The following is a 13450-nucleotide window of genomic DNA, read 5'->3' on the forward strand; positions in this document are numbered from 1 at the left end:
CACTCAACTCATGGTGGAGCGGTTACGCGAATTGCAGGCATCCTCGCCCGATATCGAAGCCTCGGCGGTGGTCAGCCTGGATGGGCTGACGATTGCCTCGGCGCTCCCCCAGGGCGTGGAAGAGGACCGCGTCTCGGCTATGTCGGCGGCGATGCTCTCGCTGGGTGAACGCATCGCCAATGAATTAGGGCGGGGAGCCCTGGATCAGGTGTACATCAAGGGCCAGAAGGGCTATGTGGTGCTGATGTCGGTCGGTGAAGAAGCCGTTCTTACCGCCCTGGCGCGCGAACAGGCTAAACTGGGCTTGATCTTCCTGGATATGCGCCGCGCCGCCGAAGACCTCGCCAAGTTGATCTGAGTCCCGACCATGGAAGCAATCCCGAAAAGCGGTTATTACTATCCTAACAAGATCGCCCGCATTGCTCTGCTGGCACTTGAAGACGTCATGGGGAAGAACGGGGTTAATGCCATCCTCAACCTGGCTAATCTTCAGCACCTGATTGATAATTACCCCCCGGATAACCTGGAACGCCAGTTTGACTTTGCCGACTTTTCGGCCATCAACGGCGCATTGGAAGAGATGTACGGCCCACGCGGCGGCCGCGGGCTGGCCTTGCGCGCCGGACGGGCAACCTTCCAAGACGGTCTGCGCCATTTCGGCGCCCTGGCCGGCGTGGGCGACCTAGCCTTTAAAGTCCTGCCATTGCAGGCGAAACTGCGCATCGGCCTACCGGCAATGGCCAAGATTTTCAGCACCACCAGCGATCAATACTCCACGGTAGAGGAAAAAGACACCCATTTTGTGTACACCATCCACCGTTGTCCGGTGTGCTGGGGGCGCAAGAGCGACCGCCCCGATTGTTACATGGCGGTCGGCCTGCTCCAGGAGGGCCTAAAATGGGTCTCAGGTGGGCAGGAATTCCGGGTTAATGAGTCCAAGTGCATTGCCATGGGCGATGCGGTGTGTGAGTTCGTCATCTTCAAAGAGCCGCTCGGCTGAACATGCGCGAGATCCCTTCTACACTGTTGATTGTCGAAGATGACCTGGACGTGGCCGAGATGCTGGCCACGTTTTTCACCGCGCAGGGTTATCGCGTGTTAACGGCCAACTGGGGTGAGGACGGGGTGACCACGGCCACCGACCAGGTACCCCACCTGGTAATCCTGGATATTCGCTTGCCGGACATTGATGGCTTCGAAGTCGCGCGGCGCTTGCGGGCGCAGCGCCGCACCCGCCACATCCCGATCCTCTTCCTGACCGAGAAGCGCGAACGGCGCGATAAACTGCAAGGACTTCAATTGGAAGCCGATGACTATATCACCAAGCCTTTCGACATCCGCGAACTGGGGCTGCGGGTTCGTAATGCCCTGCAACGCGCCCAACGCGAATCGCTCACCCACGCGGTGACCGGGTTGCCCCAAGGCGTGCTGGTGGATGAAGCCCTGGCCCAATGGCTGGCCAGCCAGCCCGCCCCGCCGCTGTGGGTGGTGGGATTACGTCACCTGGATGCCTTCCGTGAGGCCTACGGCATTATCGCCGCCGATGATGCACTGCGTGCTGTGGCGCTACTGTTAGGACAGCAACTTCCCAGCGGGCCTGAGCATACCGCCTTCTTGGGGCATCTGGATAGCACGGTGTGGGTGTTGATCGGTGCCCCTGAAGCCAAAAGTGGCTTTGGCGAGCGCCTCACGCGGCAGTTGGAACAAGCCCTGCGGCTCTTTTACCGCAGTGATGATCTGGATGCCGGGCGTTTCGAAGGCGCGCGCCTGGATGTGGCGGTCAGACCTTTTGCTCCGCCAACCACCCCAACCACCGTTACCGCTTTACGCACGGCCTTGTTGGGGCTGATGGAGACTAATAACAAATGAGAATCACCCTGGTCATCCCCACCTACAACGAAGCTGAAAACCTGCCCCACCTGGCCGAAGCCCTGTTTGATCTGCCCCTTCCCGAACTGCGCCTGCTGGTGGTGGATGATGCCAGCCCCGATGGCACCGGGCAGATCGCTGAAGGGCTCAACGCGCGCTGGCCGGGGCGGGTGCGCGTGCTACACCGCGCGGGAAAACTCGGCCTGGGCACGGCGTATATCCAGGGCTTCCGCCTGGCTATGGAGGAGGCTGACGCCATCGGCCAGATGGACGCCGATTTTTCGCACCCACCAGCAAAGGTGGTGGAACTGGCGGCGGCGCTGGAGACCTGTGACCTGGCGATTGGGTCGCGCTATGTGCCCGGCGGCTCACTGGACGAGCGCTGGCCATTCTGGCGGCGCTGGCTCTCCGGTTTCGGCAACGCTTACGCGCGCACCATCCTGGGCCTACCGCTCCGGGATGCCACCGGTGGCTTTCGCTTATGGCGGCGCGAGGCGTTGCAGCGCCTGCCCTTGGAACGCGTGCGCTCGAACGGTTATGTCTTTCAGGTGGAGATGGCTTACCTGGCGCACTTGTACGGGCTACGCATCCGCGAAATCCCGATTCATTTTGCTGACCGGCGCTGGGGGCAATCCAAGATGAACCTGCGCATCCAGGTCGAAGCCGCCTACCGGGTGTGGCTACTGCTGAGCCAGTACGCCGATATACGACAGCAGCGGAAATCGGTTCAGAGCAAACCCTCCACGCGTTAGCCTTCTAAGCAATGATACGCCTGGAGCACCCGCTCCCATTCCTCTAAATTGAGCGTCTCGGCACGGCGGCGCGGGTCAATCTCCGCTTGCTGAAGCAGGATTTCGACCCGAGCGGGCGGCCATCCCAATCCTGCCGCCAGGGCGTTGCGCAGCGTCTTGCGGCGCTGGGCAAACGCTGCCTGCGCCAGGGAAAAGAAGGTCGGCAGTTCCTCCGCCGGCAAGCGCGGCTGGGGGTATAAATCCACGCGCAAAATGGTCGAGTCCACCTTGGGCGGCGGGTAAAATGCACCGGCCGGGATACGCCCAACCGGGCGAGGTTGACCGTAGACCTGCACGCTGAGCGCCAGCAGGCTCAAGTCTCCCGGCTTGGCGCAGATGCGTTCGGCAACCTCGCGCTGCACCGTCAGCACCAGGCGCTGGGGGCGTACCGTGCCCTCCAACAGGCGGCGGATGAGCGCCGACGTGATGTAGTAGGGGATATTGGCCACCACCAGCAGGGGATCGGCATTCGCCAGCCAGGGCGCCAGGTCGAGGGTCAGGATATCACCCTGGAGCAGGATGACGTTGCTTGCCCCAGCCAGCACCTCGTGCAAAAGCGGGATCAGCCGTCCATCCAGTTCTACCGCCACCACGCGCCGAGCGGCGTGAGCCAGGTAACGGGTCAAGGTGCCCAGCCCGGCCCCCACCTCTAACACGGTGGCGTGGGGGGGAATCTCCGCTGCGGCAACAATGCGCTGCAAGACGTTGGGGTCATAGAGGAAGTTTTGCCCCAACGACTTTTTGGGCTGCAAGCCGTGCTGGCGGAGCAACTGCGGCACGTTGAGCGGGGGCAAGGTTACGGCAGGATCCATGGGATGGCACTCGGTACCGGGGTGAGGAAGTAAATCGTCACATACTGATGCCAGGGCTGGTAGTCGTCATCGCTGTAGCCCAGGTCTATCCAGTAGCGCCCGGGGATACCCCCACCGACATCGGCCACCACGCCGATGCCATAACCGGGCACGTACAGGCGCTGGCCCAACATCCAGGAATACCAGGCCCGGGTCACGGCAATGATGCCATGTTGGAGGGGCAACCCGCTGGCGGTCGCCGTCGAACAGCGCGAAACGCCCAAGCGGCAGGGGGAGTAGGACGTGGCATACACGGTCACCGCGCGCCAGTATTCCAGCGTGCCTTGCGGAGTCTCCAGGGTGCGGATGACCACTTTGGTGCCGTAGCCCATACGCTGGGGCTTGGGTTCTTTGGCCACCCAGCGCGCCTCCAACGTTCGTCCCACTTCCTGACCATCCTCATAGCGCACGCGCAGGCGCGAGACCTCAACGCCGTATTCGCCGGGCACGATCACCCGGCGCTGGTCTAACTCGGTTTCAGGGTCGGGCTCATATTCATTTTTGAAGGGCAGTATCTCTTGTTCCAAAACCACTTCCTCGCGCACCCGCACCACGCGGATCCGACCATCTACCGGCACGGGCTGATCCTCTGCCGGCTGGCTGTAATCCAACCCTTGCAGGGCGATACCGGCGGCGGCCAGGGCATCGCCTACCGTGGCAGCGGCACTACGCAGAGTCAGGGTTTGTCCATCCACCTGGATCTGAAGGGGGCGCGCCCGTTGCACCGTCACGGTCAAATCGGGGGTGAGCGGCGTTTCGGCCGCCGGGCTGATCTGATCCCCCGGATTCAGGTCAAGCGCGCATTCGGCCAGCGCCTCGCTCAGGGTGAACGCCGCCGAGTAGCAAACCCCTGCGGTGCCATCGGCCTGCCAATGGATGGGCACGGCGCGGCGCACCATCAAATGATAAACCGGGGCGGGTGGTAAGGGCAGATAGGGGTCCACCATCTGTCCGTCCCGGTAAATGCGGTCGCCGGGGAAGAGACGCACGCCTGCCTGTTCAAGCAGATTGGCTGGGATACGTTCGACGCTGCGCAACGCCATGCCCTGCTGTTCCGGCCAGATTGCCAAGGTCACCGGGCGGGCATGTTCCAGGCTCAGCGTGCCCTGCCACCAGGGTGCCCACAGCGGACGCGCCGGCAGCCAGCGATCACCGGGCTGGGGCGACGCCACCGCCCCTAACACCTTGCCCAGGGTGAGCGCGCGTGTGCGCACCACCCACCAGGTGCCATCCACGCGCAGGGGGATGTCACGCTCCAGTCCAAACCAGAGCAACGCCCCGCCCGCTACCATGCACAGCAGGCTGAGGGCCAGTACGCGTTGCCAGGAATGCCTGAGGAAGGCTTTCATGCCCCCTATTGTACCTTGAAGGCGGTTAGCAGGGTTCATCTAGGGATTTAGGTAATCCCCGCGCTGCTGCACCAATGCCGGCAAATACGGCGCAAAGGTACGCAAGTTGGTGCGCAAGGTGGCCGCTGTATCGGCGCGGGGCGCCAGGAAGGTGACTGTATCATCGCCGCAGATCAGGTTCTCGGGGATGGTCCACTCCCCCACGATTTGCCACGCGGCAGGCAATTCTTCCGGAAACCAAGCGGTGTAAATCATCACTGCGTCAGCCCGGCGGGTGAGGTCGGATATGATCTGCGGCCCAAAGGTGCCGTTCAAACGGGCCTGGGCAACCTCTCGCGTCGCCAGCCCGGCCAGATCCACCACGTGGGCATCGGTGAAGTAAGACACGGCGCCGATGTCGTTCAGCACCACCGTGCTCTGGTTGTAAAACTGGCGCACAAAGCGCGCCATCTGCACTTGCTGGTGATAAATGTTCGTGGTTGCGCGCGGCGTGTTCAATGTCATGTAGCCGCCGGCCAGCACCGCCAGCGCCAGGATCAGCGCCGCTACCAGCGCCTGGGCAGTGTGCGCCAGGGCCGGCGTGGAGAACCAGCGCCGCAGGTCGAGGTTGAAGAGCGGTCCGGCTAAGACCAACAGACTGCTCGCCACCAGGTAAGCCTGATAGCGCATCATCGGGCCCACCGCGGCCAGGGCGAGGTGGAGCAGCGAGGTGCCCAACACTACCAGCATGAGCATCACCTCACCATTCAGACGCTGGGCGCGCTTCCATTGGGTTATTAGGCCGATCAGCAATCCCAAGAGCAGGAAGCCCATCTGCGGCGCCAGGGCCAGGTTGGTTAAAAATCGCCTTAGAATGAGCGAGAACAGGCTGACCGGCCCCAGTCCGCTGCCCAATGATCCCTTGACCAGCACCGAACTGGGCAGAAACCACCAGCCCTGCCGGACGTACCACAGGCCAAGCGCGGCTACCGGCAATGCCGCCAGCGCCACTAAGCCTATCCCCAGCCCCCAGCGGCGGCGAAAGATCAACAGCCCTGCCGTCACCGCCACCAGGAACAATCCCTCGTAGCGCACCAGCGGCAATAGCGCCGCCAATCCCAGGAGCAAGCCCCGCGTCTTTGACGCCTGAGGGGTCTCCCAGACGGTTTCCAGGGCCAGCAGGAACGCCAGCATGACCACGGTGTGTAGAATATGCTCCATGCCGCTAAAGACCATGGGCACAAGGGGCATGGCAACGATCAGCAAGCACAACGCCAGCACCCGTTGAGGGACGGTTAACCCGCGGCGACACAAGAAGCGTTCGCCCAGGATCAGCAGTGCCACCCCCAGCGCCAGGTTGTACCAAAAGGGGAGGCTGGCGTGATTGCCGACCAGGCGCATCCCCAGCGCCAGCATGGCCGTCCACAACGGCGAGGATGAGGAGGCCGAGAATGCGTAACGCGTCACCCCCCACACGCCGTGAAAGGCCAGGTTTTTGGCCATCGCCAGGTGAATGTAAGCATCGTCTTGGGCGTAGATGAGATGACCATCATTACGCCGGAGGGCGATCAGCATGGTCACCGCAGTAAGCAGGCCGAAAACGCCCAGCGGGATCAACCAACCCCAGATGTTTCGCAAATGCGAAGGCGTTTCCTTTTGACTCATCACCCGAATTTTACTATCATAAATACATGGAATTTAGCGCTTGTCTGCGAATGTAATGTAAAGGAGTTGCGCCCATGCCCCCTTTACCCTTTAATCTTCCTCCGGTACCACCCCTGCCGTTTTATATCCATCCTCTGGTGTTTTGGACCATTGTGTTGATTGTTGGCATCATTTTTGCCATTACTTTTATGCGTTTCTTATTTGCACCAGCCGAAGAGAAAAGCAGTGCTCTGGTGATTTTCATTCTAATGGTTGTGGGGGTGGCGCTGATCTACCTGGCGGCGCTGAATGCCCCGCAGATCGTCTATAAATTCAAGCGTCTAACGGCGCCCATTTTCCGCTGGTGAGGGGGTCTCTCCGCCACCGTTGCTGTTCAGGTCGCCGTAGGCCAGGAACAGCGCCATCTGGGTGACGGCGGCATAGGTGGCTTCGAGTTGTGCGCTCAGGCTCAAGCCGGCGGCGATCTCCGGGTCGCCCAACCGTTTCAGCAGGGGTTGGGGAATGGTCGGCGCTTGCATCTGGAACGGCAGATGATCAAGGTCATCACGCAGGTTCCAAAATGTCTCCCAATCGGCATCCAGAGGTTGGGGATGCTCCCGCTTAAGGGGTGTAGGCTGCGTCGCACGCCGCACCGTCTTCGCCAGCGTTACCCCGCGCCGTTGGCGCAACTCTTCCAGGATCTGGTCCTGGCTGCGCCCCCGCATGCGGAAAAGCAGGAAGGGATCTTCATCGAAGCGTTCGCCCAGGATGTAATGGGTGGCGGCGATATGCTTGCAAGGGTTCGCCGAGTCCGGGCAAGAACACGAGGTGAAGAGGTCACCGCGGGCGATCGGGAAGAGGTTCACCCCCGCCGCGGCGAAGGCTTCTTCGATGTTTGGCGGCATCTCGCCGGCCAACAGTTGCGCCGCAAAGACGGCTTGATCGGCTAACACATCCAGTACCTTCTCCCACTGGCGCGGCGTCAGTGGGGTCAGGCGAATGGTGACTTTATAGGGACGGGGACGGGAGCCCTGCACCAGGGCTTCTATGCCGCCCTCGCGCTCTTCGATCTTCAAAACCTGGCCGGCGCGGGCGTAGATTCGGCCGCGCTGCAGGCGGCGCAGGTCGGTGATCTGCTCCAGGGCTTGAATCCAGCGCCGTGACCACCAGTTTTTACCGAACTCACCGCGCGCACTGATGGCTTTGATGCCGCCCCTGGCTTTGCGCGGCTGCCGCGGCCCCCACGCGGTAAACTCACGATCCTTAGCGTCATGATATTGGCTCATACGTGGCTTTCCCCTGCGGGCGTAACATCACCAGATCACGCAACTGCTCGTTGCTCAATTCGGTCAACCAGGACTCATCCTCGCCGATGATGGATTGGGCCAGGCCCACCTTGGATTCGATCAGGTCATCAATCCGTTCTTCCAGCGTACCCTGGGTGATCAGTTTATGCACCTGGACGTTGCGCGTCTGTCCAATGCGGAAGGCACGGTCGGTGGCTTGGTTTTCCACCGCCGGGTTCCACCAGCGATCAAAGTGGAAGACATAGGTGGCACGGGTGAGGTTCAACCCCAACCCACCCGCTTTGAGTGAGAGGATGAATACCGGTGGGCTGTGGTCATCCTCTTGAAACCGGCGTACCATCTGCTCGCGCTGGCGCGGCGGTGTGCCACCGTGCAGGAAGTAGACCGGAACGTTCAGGTGGAGAGGGATTGCCTGGGCCAGCAGTTCACCCATCTCGGCAAATTGGGTGAAGACCAGCGCACGGTCGCCAGCGGCGATCACCTCATCCAGCATCTCAATCAGGCGGTTCAGTTTGCCACTGCGCCCGTTCAACATGGCACCATCTCGATGGGGATCCAGCGGCTGGTGCAGGAACTGGGCAGGGTGATTGCAGACCTGCTTCAATTGGGTGATCATGCTCAGGATCAGGCCGCGTCGTTGCATGCCCTCACTTTCCTCGATCCGTGCCAGGGTCTGGTCCACCACCGCTTGGTAGAGGGTAGCTTGCTCCTCGCTGAGGGTGCAGTACTGCTTAATCTCGATCTTCTCAGGCAGGTCCTGGATAACGCGGGGATCGGTCTTGACTCGGCGCAGGATGAACGGCGCCACCATGCGGCGTAGACGCTGGGTGGCCTCGGTACTACCAAAGCGCTGCACCGGCAGGACGAACTCACGGCGGAAGGTTTCCAACGACCCCAGGTAACCCGGGTTGAGGAAATGCATGATAGACCAGAGGTCATCCAAACGGTTCTCAACCGGTGTGCCGGTTAGCGCCACCCGGAATTGGGCTTTAAGGCGGCGCGCGGCCTGGCTTTGGCGCGCCGAGGGATTCTTGATATTTTGCGCCTCGTCCAGAATCACGCCAAACCATTCTAACGATTCGAACAGGGCCTGATCCTGGCGCAGCAGGGCGTAACTGGTGACCACCATGTCCACCGTTTGGGCTGCCTGATGAAAGGCCTCATCGCGCAGGCGGTTCGGCCCTTGATGGATCAGCAGGCGCAGGGAGGGGGCAAAGCGCTCCGCCTCGCGCTGCCAGTTGGTGACTACCGACGTGGGGCACACCAACAGCACCGGGGCCGGCAACTGCCCGCACTGCTCTTTCTCGTGCAGAAGCAGTGCCAGGGTCTGGATGGTCTTGCCCAACCCCATGTCATCAGCCAAACACGCCCCCAACCCGTAGCGGCGGAGGAAGGCCAACCAGGAGAAGCCCACACGCTGATAGGGGCGCAATTCGCCGCGCAAGGAGCGTGGTGGGGGTAGTTCGCTCAGGCGCTGGGGTTCTTTAAGCCGTTCCAGCCACTCGGCCAGCCAGCCCTCTGCCTGCACGTCATCCACCGGCAAATCGTGCACCTGAGCGGTGCCCAGCGCCAGGCGGGTGGCTTCGAGCAGGGTGACCGGCGCGCTCTGGCGTTGTTTTTCCCAAAAGCGGATCGCGGCCTCGACCTGTGCGCTATCCAACAGCACCCACTGGCCGCGTACCTGAACCAGCGGGGACTTGAGCGCCACCAGTGCCTCAAACGCCTCGCGGGTGAGGGTGGTATCCCCAAGCGCGATTTCCCACTCAAACTGCACCAGCGAGCGCAAGTCGAGCAATCCGGTTCCCGTTGAGGGCGGCTGGGCTGTGGCCGGCTTGAGGCGCACGCGCACCCCCAGGCGTGCCCCGCGCTGGTTCCACCACGGCGGGGTCAGGATGCCAAACCCGGCCTGTTCCAGAATCGGCACCACCTCGCGCAGGAAGCGATAGGCCGCTGGCGTATCCAGGCTGATGCCGGTGGGATGGCGGGCGGCCAGGCTGGTAAGAATGGGCGGGAAGAAGCGCGCGGCATAACCCAACCCCGCCAGTAGGCGCTCCTGGGGGGCGATCAGGCGGTCGCTCAGTTGGGCCAGTTCGCGCGGGGACTTGAACCAGATATCCTCGGCCGAGATGAGCAGACTGGGGTCACTGCGAGATTGGAGCAGGTAGTGCAATTCCCAGGTGCCTTCGGCGCTGGGCTGGTCGGATGCAGGCGGGGCTTCGAGCAAAAACGCCACGCGGAAGTGCTCATCGCCGGCGACGTGCAGGTTGCGCAGCCAGGCCTGCAGGGTGCTGTGGAGGGCGCGCACCTGAGCCAGCGACGCCCGCACCATTGGATCAGGACGGAAGAGCGCTTCCAGCCAGCGATCCTGCACCTGATCGGAGTCCGGGGGGATAAGGGGCATCTGGCTGCGCCCCCAGGTGCGCACCAGGGCATCGGTGGCATAACGGATGAAGTCATCCAACAGAGCCCGCGGCGAGGGGAAAAACGGCCGGCCGCGCGGATGAGGGCGGCGCTCAGCCCGGCACAGCGGTGGCATGGCTTGCTCCAGGCGATCCAAACGCTGGGCATCGTTGGGGCCGTCCAATACCGGCAGCCAGCGCGCCAGGTAGTGCCCACGCGGGCCGTCCGGTGGCTGTAAGGTGGGCAGGTATTTCTGCTGAGCCAGGATCTCCAGCACCAGGTTGCACACCACCTGCCAGTAGCGCGTATCGGCGCCGAGGCGGAAGACACCCGCCACGCCCTCGGCAGGGAGGGTCGTTAGAATGGTAAACGCCTTCGCCAGTGGCAGGGTAAGGCCTGTTACCTGCCATTGGCGCAGCCGGGGCGTACTGGCCTGATCCATCTCATAAAGCGGGTGGAGCGTGGGTGAAGGCCAGGGGCGCAGATCATCCGAAGGCAGGTGCAAGACAGCGGTTGCCGGCTGGGCTTCGGACAAAGGGGTGCCTTCGCCCAGGCGCTGGCGCAGAGCCTCGGGCGGCACGCAAAACGGATGCGAGGGCGTCTTCACCACGGCATGGTCATCCGGTGCGGGCAAAGCGGTCAGTGCGGCGAGGTCCTCAGCCCAAAAGAGCACCTCGCCCGAGTCGGCCTGGCGTTTAGGCGGGCGCCAATGCGTATGCAGAACCCACATAAGGGTATTTGGCCATCCTTAATTGAAATCTGAAGGGGAATAACCCACTTGAACCAATGGTGAACCTGAAACCTTAGAGGCTTATTTTTCTTCCCGGGCTTGGGGCGACCAAAACCCGGGCACTGTGCGCGAAACAAGGATGAGGATCAATAAGTTCAATCATGCACAAGCGCAAAATAAACTCTGCGCAGGAAATTTCATTCCAGTTAGGTGTAATTATAACTCACTCTCGGCTTGTCAAGGGGGAAGGTGGTGTACAAGACGCCCAAACGGGGCCCTAAGGACCTTATTCCCACCCCAGCGGCCAGGCCCAGAGCGCGCCGCTCACCGTCAGGGCCAGCAGGTGGGAGCCGTTCCCCGTCCATACTAACCCTACCACGTCATCGCCCACTGCCAGGTCGGCCAGGCGTTTGCCATTCAAAGCCAGGATTTCGATCCGCCGCCCGACCTGCGGACGTTCAAGGTTGGGGCGGGCCAAGACTCCCCGTAGAGGCAGGTAGGCCTCATCCCCGCGCGCCGTCACCGCAGCGGGGGCATGCCTGCCGCCGGGCACATCCCAGAGGTAAAGGCGCGTATCGTTCTGCGCGGCGTGAGTGAGCAAGGTGTGTGCATCCACCCAGCCGATCAGAGCCTGTTCGGGCAGGTCCAGAACCACGGCACCCTGGATGAGATCCACCACCCGCACCCTTATGGCACTGGCTTCATAGGTGGGCATGACCTCGAGTGCCACCCAGTGCCCCTGCGGGCTGAATGCTGCCAGCGCCGGCGCGGGGTTGGTGGTGCGCACGGATTGGCTCTCGCCCTTTAACCACCAGGTACCCTCCAGGCCCTTCTGCCACACGTACAGGGTACCGGCCTCCTCACGCCCGGGTACCCCGCTGGCGGCGGCCAGGGCGCGCCCGTCTGCGCTCCACAGCACGCGGGTGATCACCTGGTGGGAGGGGAAGCCTTCCAGCACGGCCTCTTCCACCCCTTCTGGCAGGCGTACCACGCGCAGGCGCGCTCCATCGCCGTAGGCGAGACGGCGGCCATCCGGGGAGAAAGCGGCACCCTGGGGAGCGCGCCGGGCGCCGGGCAGGGTCAGCGTCAGGTAGCCATCGCTCCGGCGGTAGAGCAGATTGGAATCGTGGGGTGGATAGGCCAGCAGCACCCATTCGGCATCCGGGCTGAGCACCGGGTGCTGGAGGGGGGCCTCGAAACGCAGGGTGGGCTGGTCACCCGCAGCCACCGCCCACAGCGCCGCCCCGCCGGTGGTCAGATCGGCGGCGACCCAGCGCCCATCCGCGGAGGTCGTCAGGGGTAACTGCGGCCAGTTTACCGCAACGCGGTAGAGCACCTGCTCGGCGGCCTCGCGTTGGGCATATGGCCAACGCGTCAGGCGGCCATCGGCGTAGAAGAGGAGCAGCGCACCCTCATCGGCGGGGTCAAAAGTAAGAGCCAGAGGTGGCGCCCCCTCGTGGGAGAGATCTGCCAGGTGGCGGCGCGTGCTCACCTCCCACACCTGGGTGGGGATATCTCCCATCCCGGTCGCGCCCAGAGCGGCCAGGCGCGTGCCGCGGGTCGAATAGACCAGGCGCTGGGTGGGCAAGAGGTAGGGCGGCGGCGCAAAAACCGCCGCAGCGCCCTCGAACTGCCCCAGGACGGCCGCGCTCCGCCCGTCGAGCAAGGTTACGCCCTCGGCGGTACCCACCGCCAGCGCCCGCCCGCCGGGTGTCCAGGCCAGGGCGTAGGGGGAGAGGCACTCCCCCGCCGCTTGTAAGGTCAGGCGCGGTTCACCGCTGACGCGATCCAGGAAGCGCGGGCATGGTTCGCCCAGCGCAGCCAGGAGCACCGCTTGCCCGTCGGGCGTCCACTGCGGCCAGGGGGTGGTCGAGGAGGAGATCGTTGAGTCCGGGACCGAGACAACCGAGCCGCTGGTGAGGTCGAGGAGGAAGATGGGGTCGCCTTGTCCCGGGCGGATGCACTGCACCGCCAGCGTATCACCCCGGGGTGACCAGGCCAGGCCGCAAGTGAAGGCGCCCGGGGCGGTGACGGGGTAGGTTTGCATGGCGCCATCCGCCAGGGTGAGGACAGCCACCCGGCCGTCTTCCAGCGCCGCGGCGGCCGCGATCCCACGGGGATGGAGGGCCAGTGCCCGTAAGGGGGCCGCGAGGTCGCGATAGCCCCGTTCGCGCAGTTCCAGACCGCGGTCGGTGGGGTGGAGGGTGTGCCAGGAAAGGCCGTGCGCCCAGCCCAGCACCACGCCCTGGCCTTCGGGGAGAAAGGCAGCGGCCAGCAAGCCACCGCGGCCCAGGGCGAAGGGCTGATCCACCCTAAGGGCCGCGGGCGGGGGTAAGGCGGGGGTGGGAGGCGCGGTAATCGGCGCCATGGAAAGGGTGGGGGTGGGCGGTTGGGGTGAAGGGGAAGAAAGGGGCATCGGTGCAGTGCAGGCGGCAAGTATAAATGCAATTAAACCCCCGCTCCAAAACCATCGGTGAACTCTTGGGAATTTTAGGATGAGTCGAATCATTGGCAATATGGTAAGCACGGT

General features: G+C 63.3%; 11 protein-coding genes. 5 read left to right on the top strand and 6 right to left on the bottom strand.

Annotation, left to right across the window (positions count from 1 at the left end; translation table 11 throughout):
* Positions 1-10: 10 nt before the first annotated feature.
* From QYE77_RS07385 to QYE77_RS07400, 4 genes are read left to right on the top strand one after another with little or no spacing between them, the layout of a single operon-like run.
* Positions 11-358: a roadblock/LC7 domain-containing protein gene (locus QYE77_RS07385; protein ID WP_054521866.1), complete on the top strand. Its 348-nt coding sequence runs from the start codon at positions 11-13 to the stop codon at positions 356-358.
* Between the two features lie 9 nt (positions 359-367).
* Complete coding sequence (locus QYE77_RS07390) at positions 368-1000, top strand: 4-vinyl reductase (RefSeq protein ID WP_315624735.1); 633 nt, start codon at positions 368-370, stop codon at positions 998-1000.
* Between the two features lie 2 nt (positions 1001-1002).
* On the top strand, positions 1003-1869 hold the full coding sequence (locus tag QYE77_RS07395) for a response regulator transcription factor (RefSeq protein ID WP_315624736.1): 867 nt from the start codon (positions 1003-1005) through the stop codon (positions 1867-1869).
* Entirely contained in the window at positions 1866-2621 is a 756-nt protein-coding gene (locus QYE77_RS07400; RefSeq protein WP_315624737.1) for a polyprenol monophosphomannose synthase, read from the top strand. Before QYE77_RS07395 ends, QYE77_RS07400 begins: the two co-directional genes overlap by 4 nt.
* On the opposite strand, the gene rsmA is transcribed toward QYE77_RS07400, so the two are convergent.
* From rsmA to QYE77_RS07415, 3 genes are read right to left on the bottom strand one after another with little or no spacing between them, the layout of a single operon-like run.
* Positions 2618-3472, bottom strand: a complete 855-nt coding sequence (gene rsmA / locus QYE77_RS07405) for a 16S rRNA (adenine(1518)-N(6)/adenine(1519)-N(6))-dimethyltransferase RsmA (protein WP_315624738.1) — start codon at positions 3470-3472, stop codon at positions 2618-2620. The genes QYE77_RS07400 and rsmA overlap by 4 nt on opposite strands.
* Positions 3457-4860 (bottom strand): ubiquitin-like domain-containing protein, encoded by a 1404-nt coding sequence (locus QYE77_RS07410; RefSeq protein ID WP_315624739.1) that lies wholly within the window; start codon positions 4858-4860, stop codon positions 3457-3459. The genes rsmA and QYE77_RS07410 overlap by 16 nt, the downstream gene beginning before the upstream one ends.
* Positions 4861-4899: 39 nt before the next feature.
* On the bottom strand, positions 4900-6504 hold the full coding sequence (locus tag QYE77_RS07415; protein WP_315624740.1) for a hypothetical protein: 1605 nt from the start codon (positions 6502-6504) through the stop codon (positions 4900-4902).
* Positions 6505-6578: 74 nt separating this feature from the next.
* Here QYE77_RS07415 and QYE77_RS07420 point away from each other — a divergent pair, with 74 nt between their 5' ends.
* On the top strand, positions 6579-6851 hold the full coding sequence (locus QYE77_RS07420; protein WP_315624741.1) for a hypothetical protein: 273 nt from the start codon (positions 6579-6581) through the stop codon (positions 6849-6851).
* Here the strand turns inward: QYE77_RS07420 and QYE77_RS07425 are convergent.
* The 3 genes from QYE77_RS07425 to QYE77_RS07435 form a co-directional block, all read right to left on the bottom strand.
* Positions 6825-7769 carry an SWIM zinc finger family protein gene (locus QYE77_RS07425; protein WP_315624742.1) on the bottom strand — a complete coding sequence of 315 codons (945 nt, stop codon included), beginning with the start codon at positions 7767-7769 and terminating at the stop codon, positions 6825-6827. The two genes, QYE77_RS07420 and QYE77_RS07425, sit on opposite strands and share 27 nt — an antisense overlap.
* A complete protein-coding gene (locus QYE77_RS07430; RefSeq protein ID WP_315624743.1) occupies positions 7753-10920 on the bottom strand; it encodes a DEAD/DEAH box helicase in 3168 nt (1055 codons plus the stop codon). Before QYE77_RS07430 ends, QYE77_RS07425 begins: the two co-directional genes overlap by 17 nt.
* Positions 10921-11206: 286 nt before the next feature.
* A complete protein-coding gene (locus tag QYE77_RS07435; RefSeq protein WP_315624744.1) occupies positions 11207-13336 on the bottom strand; it encodes a WD40 repeat domain-containing protein in 2130 nt (709 codons plus the stop codon).
* Positions 13337-13450 lie beyond the last annotated feature (114 nt).

The sequence above is a fragment of the Thermanaerothrix solaris genome (assembly GCF_032334255.1).
Classification (GTDB): Bacteria; Chloroflexota; Anaerolineae; order Anaerolineales; family Anaerolineaceae; genus Thermanaerothrix; species Thermanaerothrix solaris.

Excerpts from the sequence above, each read along its gene's own strand:
- QYE77_RS07415 (WP_315624740.1), bottom strand. The coding sequence starts at position 6,504 with ATGAGTCAAAAGGAAACGCCTTCGCATTTGCGAAACATCTGGGGTTGG.
- QYE77_RS07390 (WP_315624735.1), top strand. The coding sequence starts at position 368 with ATGGAAGCAATCCCGAAAAGCGGTTATTACTATCCTAACAAGATCGCC.
- QYE77_RS07435 (WP_315624744.1), bottom strand. The coding sequence starts at position 13,336 with ATGCCCCTTTCTTCCCCTTCACCCCAACCGCCCACCCCCACCCTTTCC.
- QYE77_RS07400 (WP_315624737.1), top strand. The coding sequence starts at position 1,866 with ATGAGAATCACCCTGGTCATCCCCACCTACAACGAAGCTGAAAACCTG.
- QYE77_RS07385 (WP_054521866.1), top strand. The coding sequence starts at position 11 with ATGGTGGAGCGGTTACGCGAATTGCAGGCATCCTCGCCCGATATCGAA.
- rsmA (WP_315624738.1), bottom strand. The coding sequence starts at position 3,472 with ATGGATCCTGCCGTAACCTTGCCCCCGCTCAACGTGCCGCAGTTGCTC.
- QYE77_RS07425 (WP_315624742.1), bottom strand. The coding sequence starts at position 7,769 with ATGAGCCAATATCATGACGCTAAGGATCGTGAGTTTACCGCGTGGGGG.
- QYE77_RS07420 (WP_315624741.1), top strand. The coding sequence starts at position 6,579 with ATGCCCCCTTTACCCTTTAATCTTCCTCCGGTACCACCCCTGCCGTTT.
- QYE77_RS07395 (WP_315624736.1), top strand. The coding sequence starts at position 1,003 with ATGCGCGAGATCCCTTCTACACTGTTGATTGTCGAAGATGACCTGGAC.
- QYE77_RS07430 (WP_315624743.1), bottom strand. The coding sequence starts at position 10,920 with ATGTGGGTTCTGCATACGCATTGGCGCCCGCCTAAACGCCAGGCCGAC.
- QYE77_RS07410 (WP_315624739.1), bottom strand. The coding sequence starts at position 4,860 with ATGAAAGCCTTCCTCAGGCATTCCTGGCAACGCGTACTGGCCCTCAGC.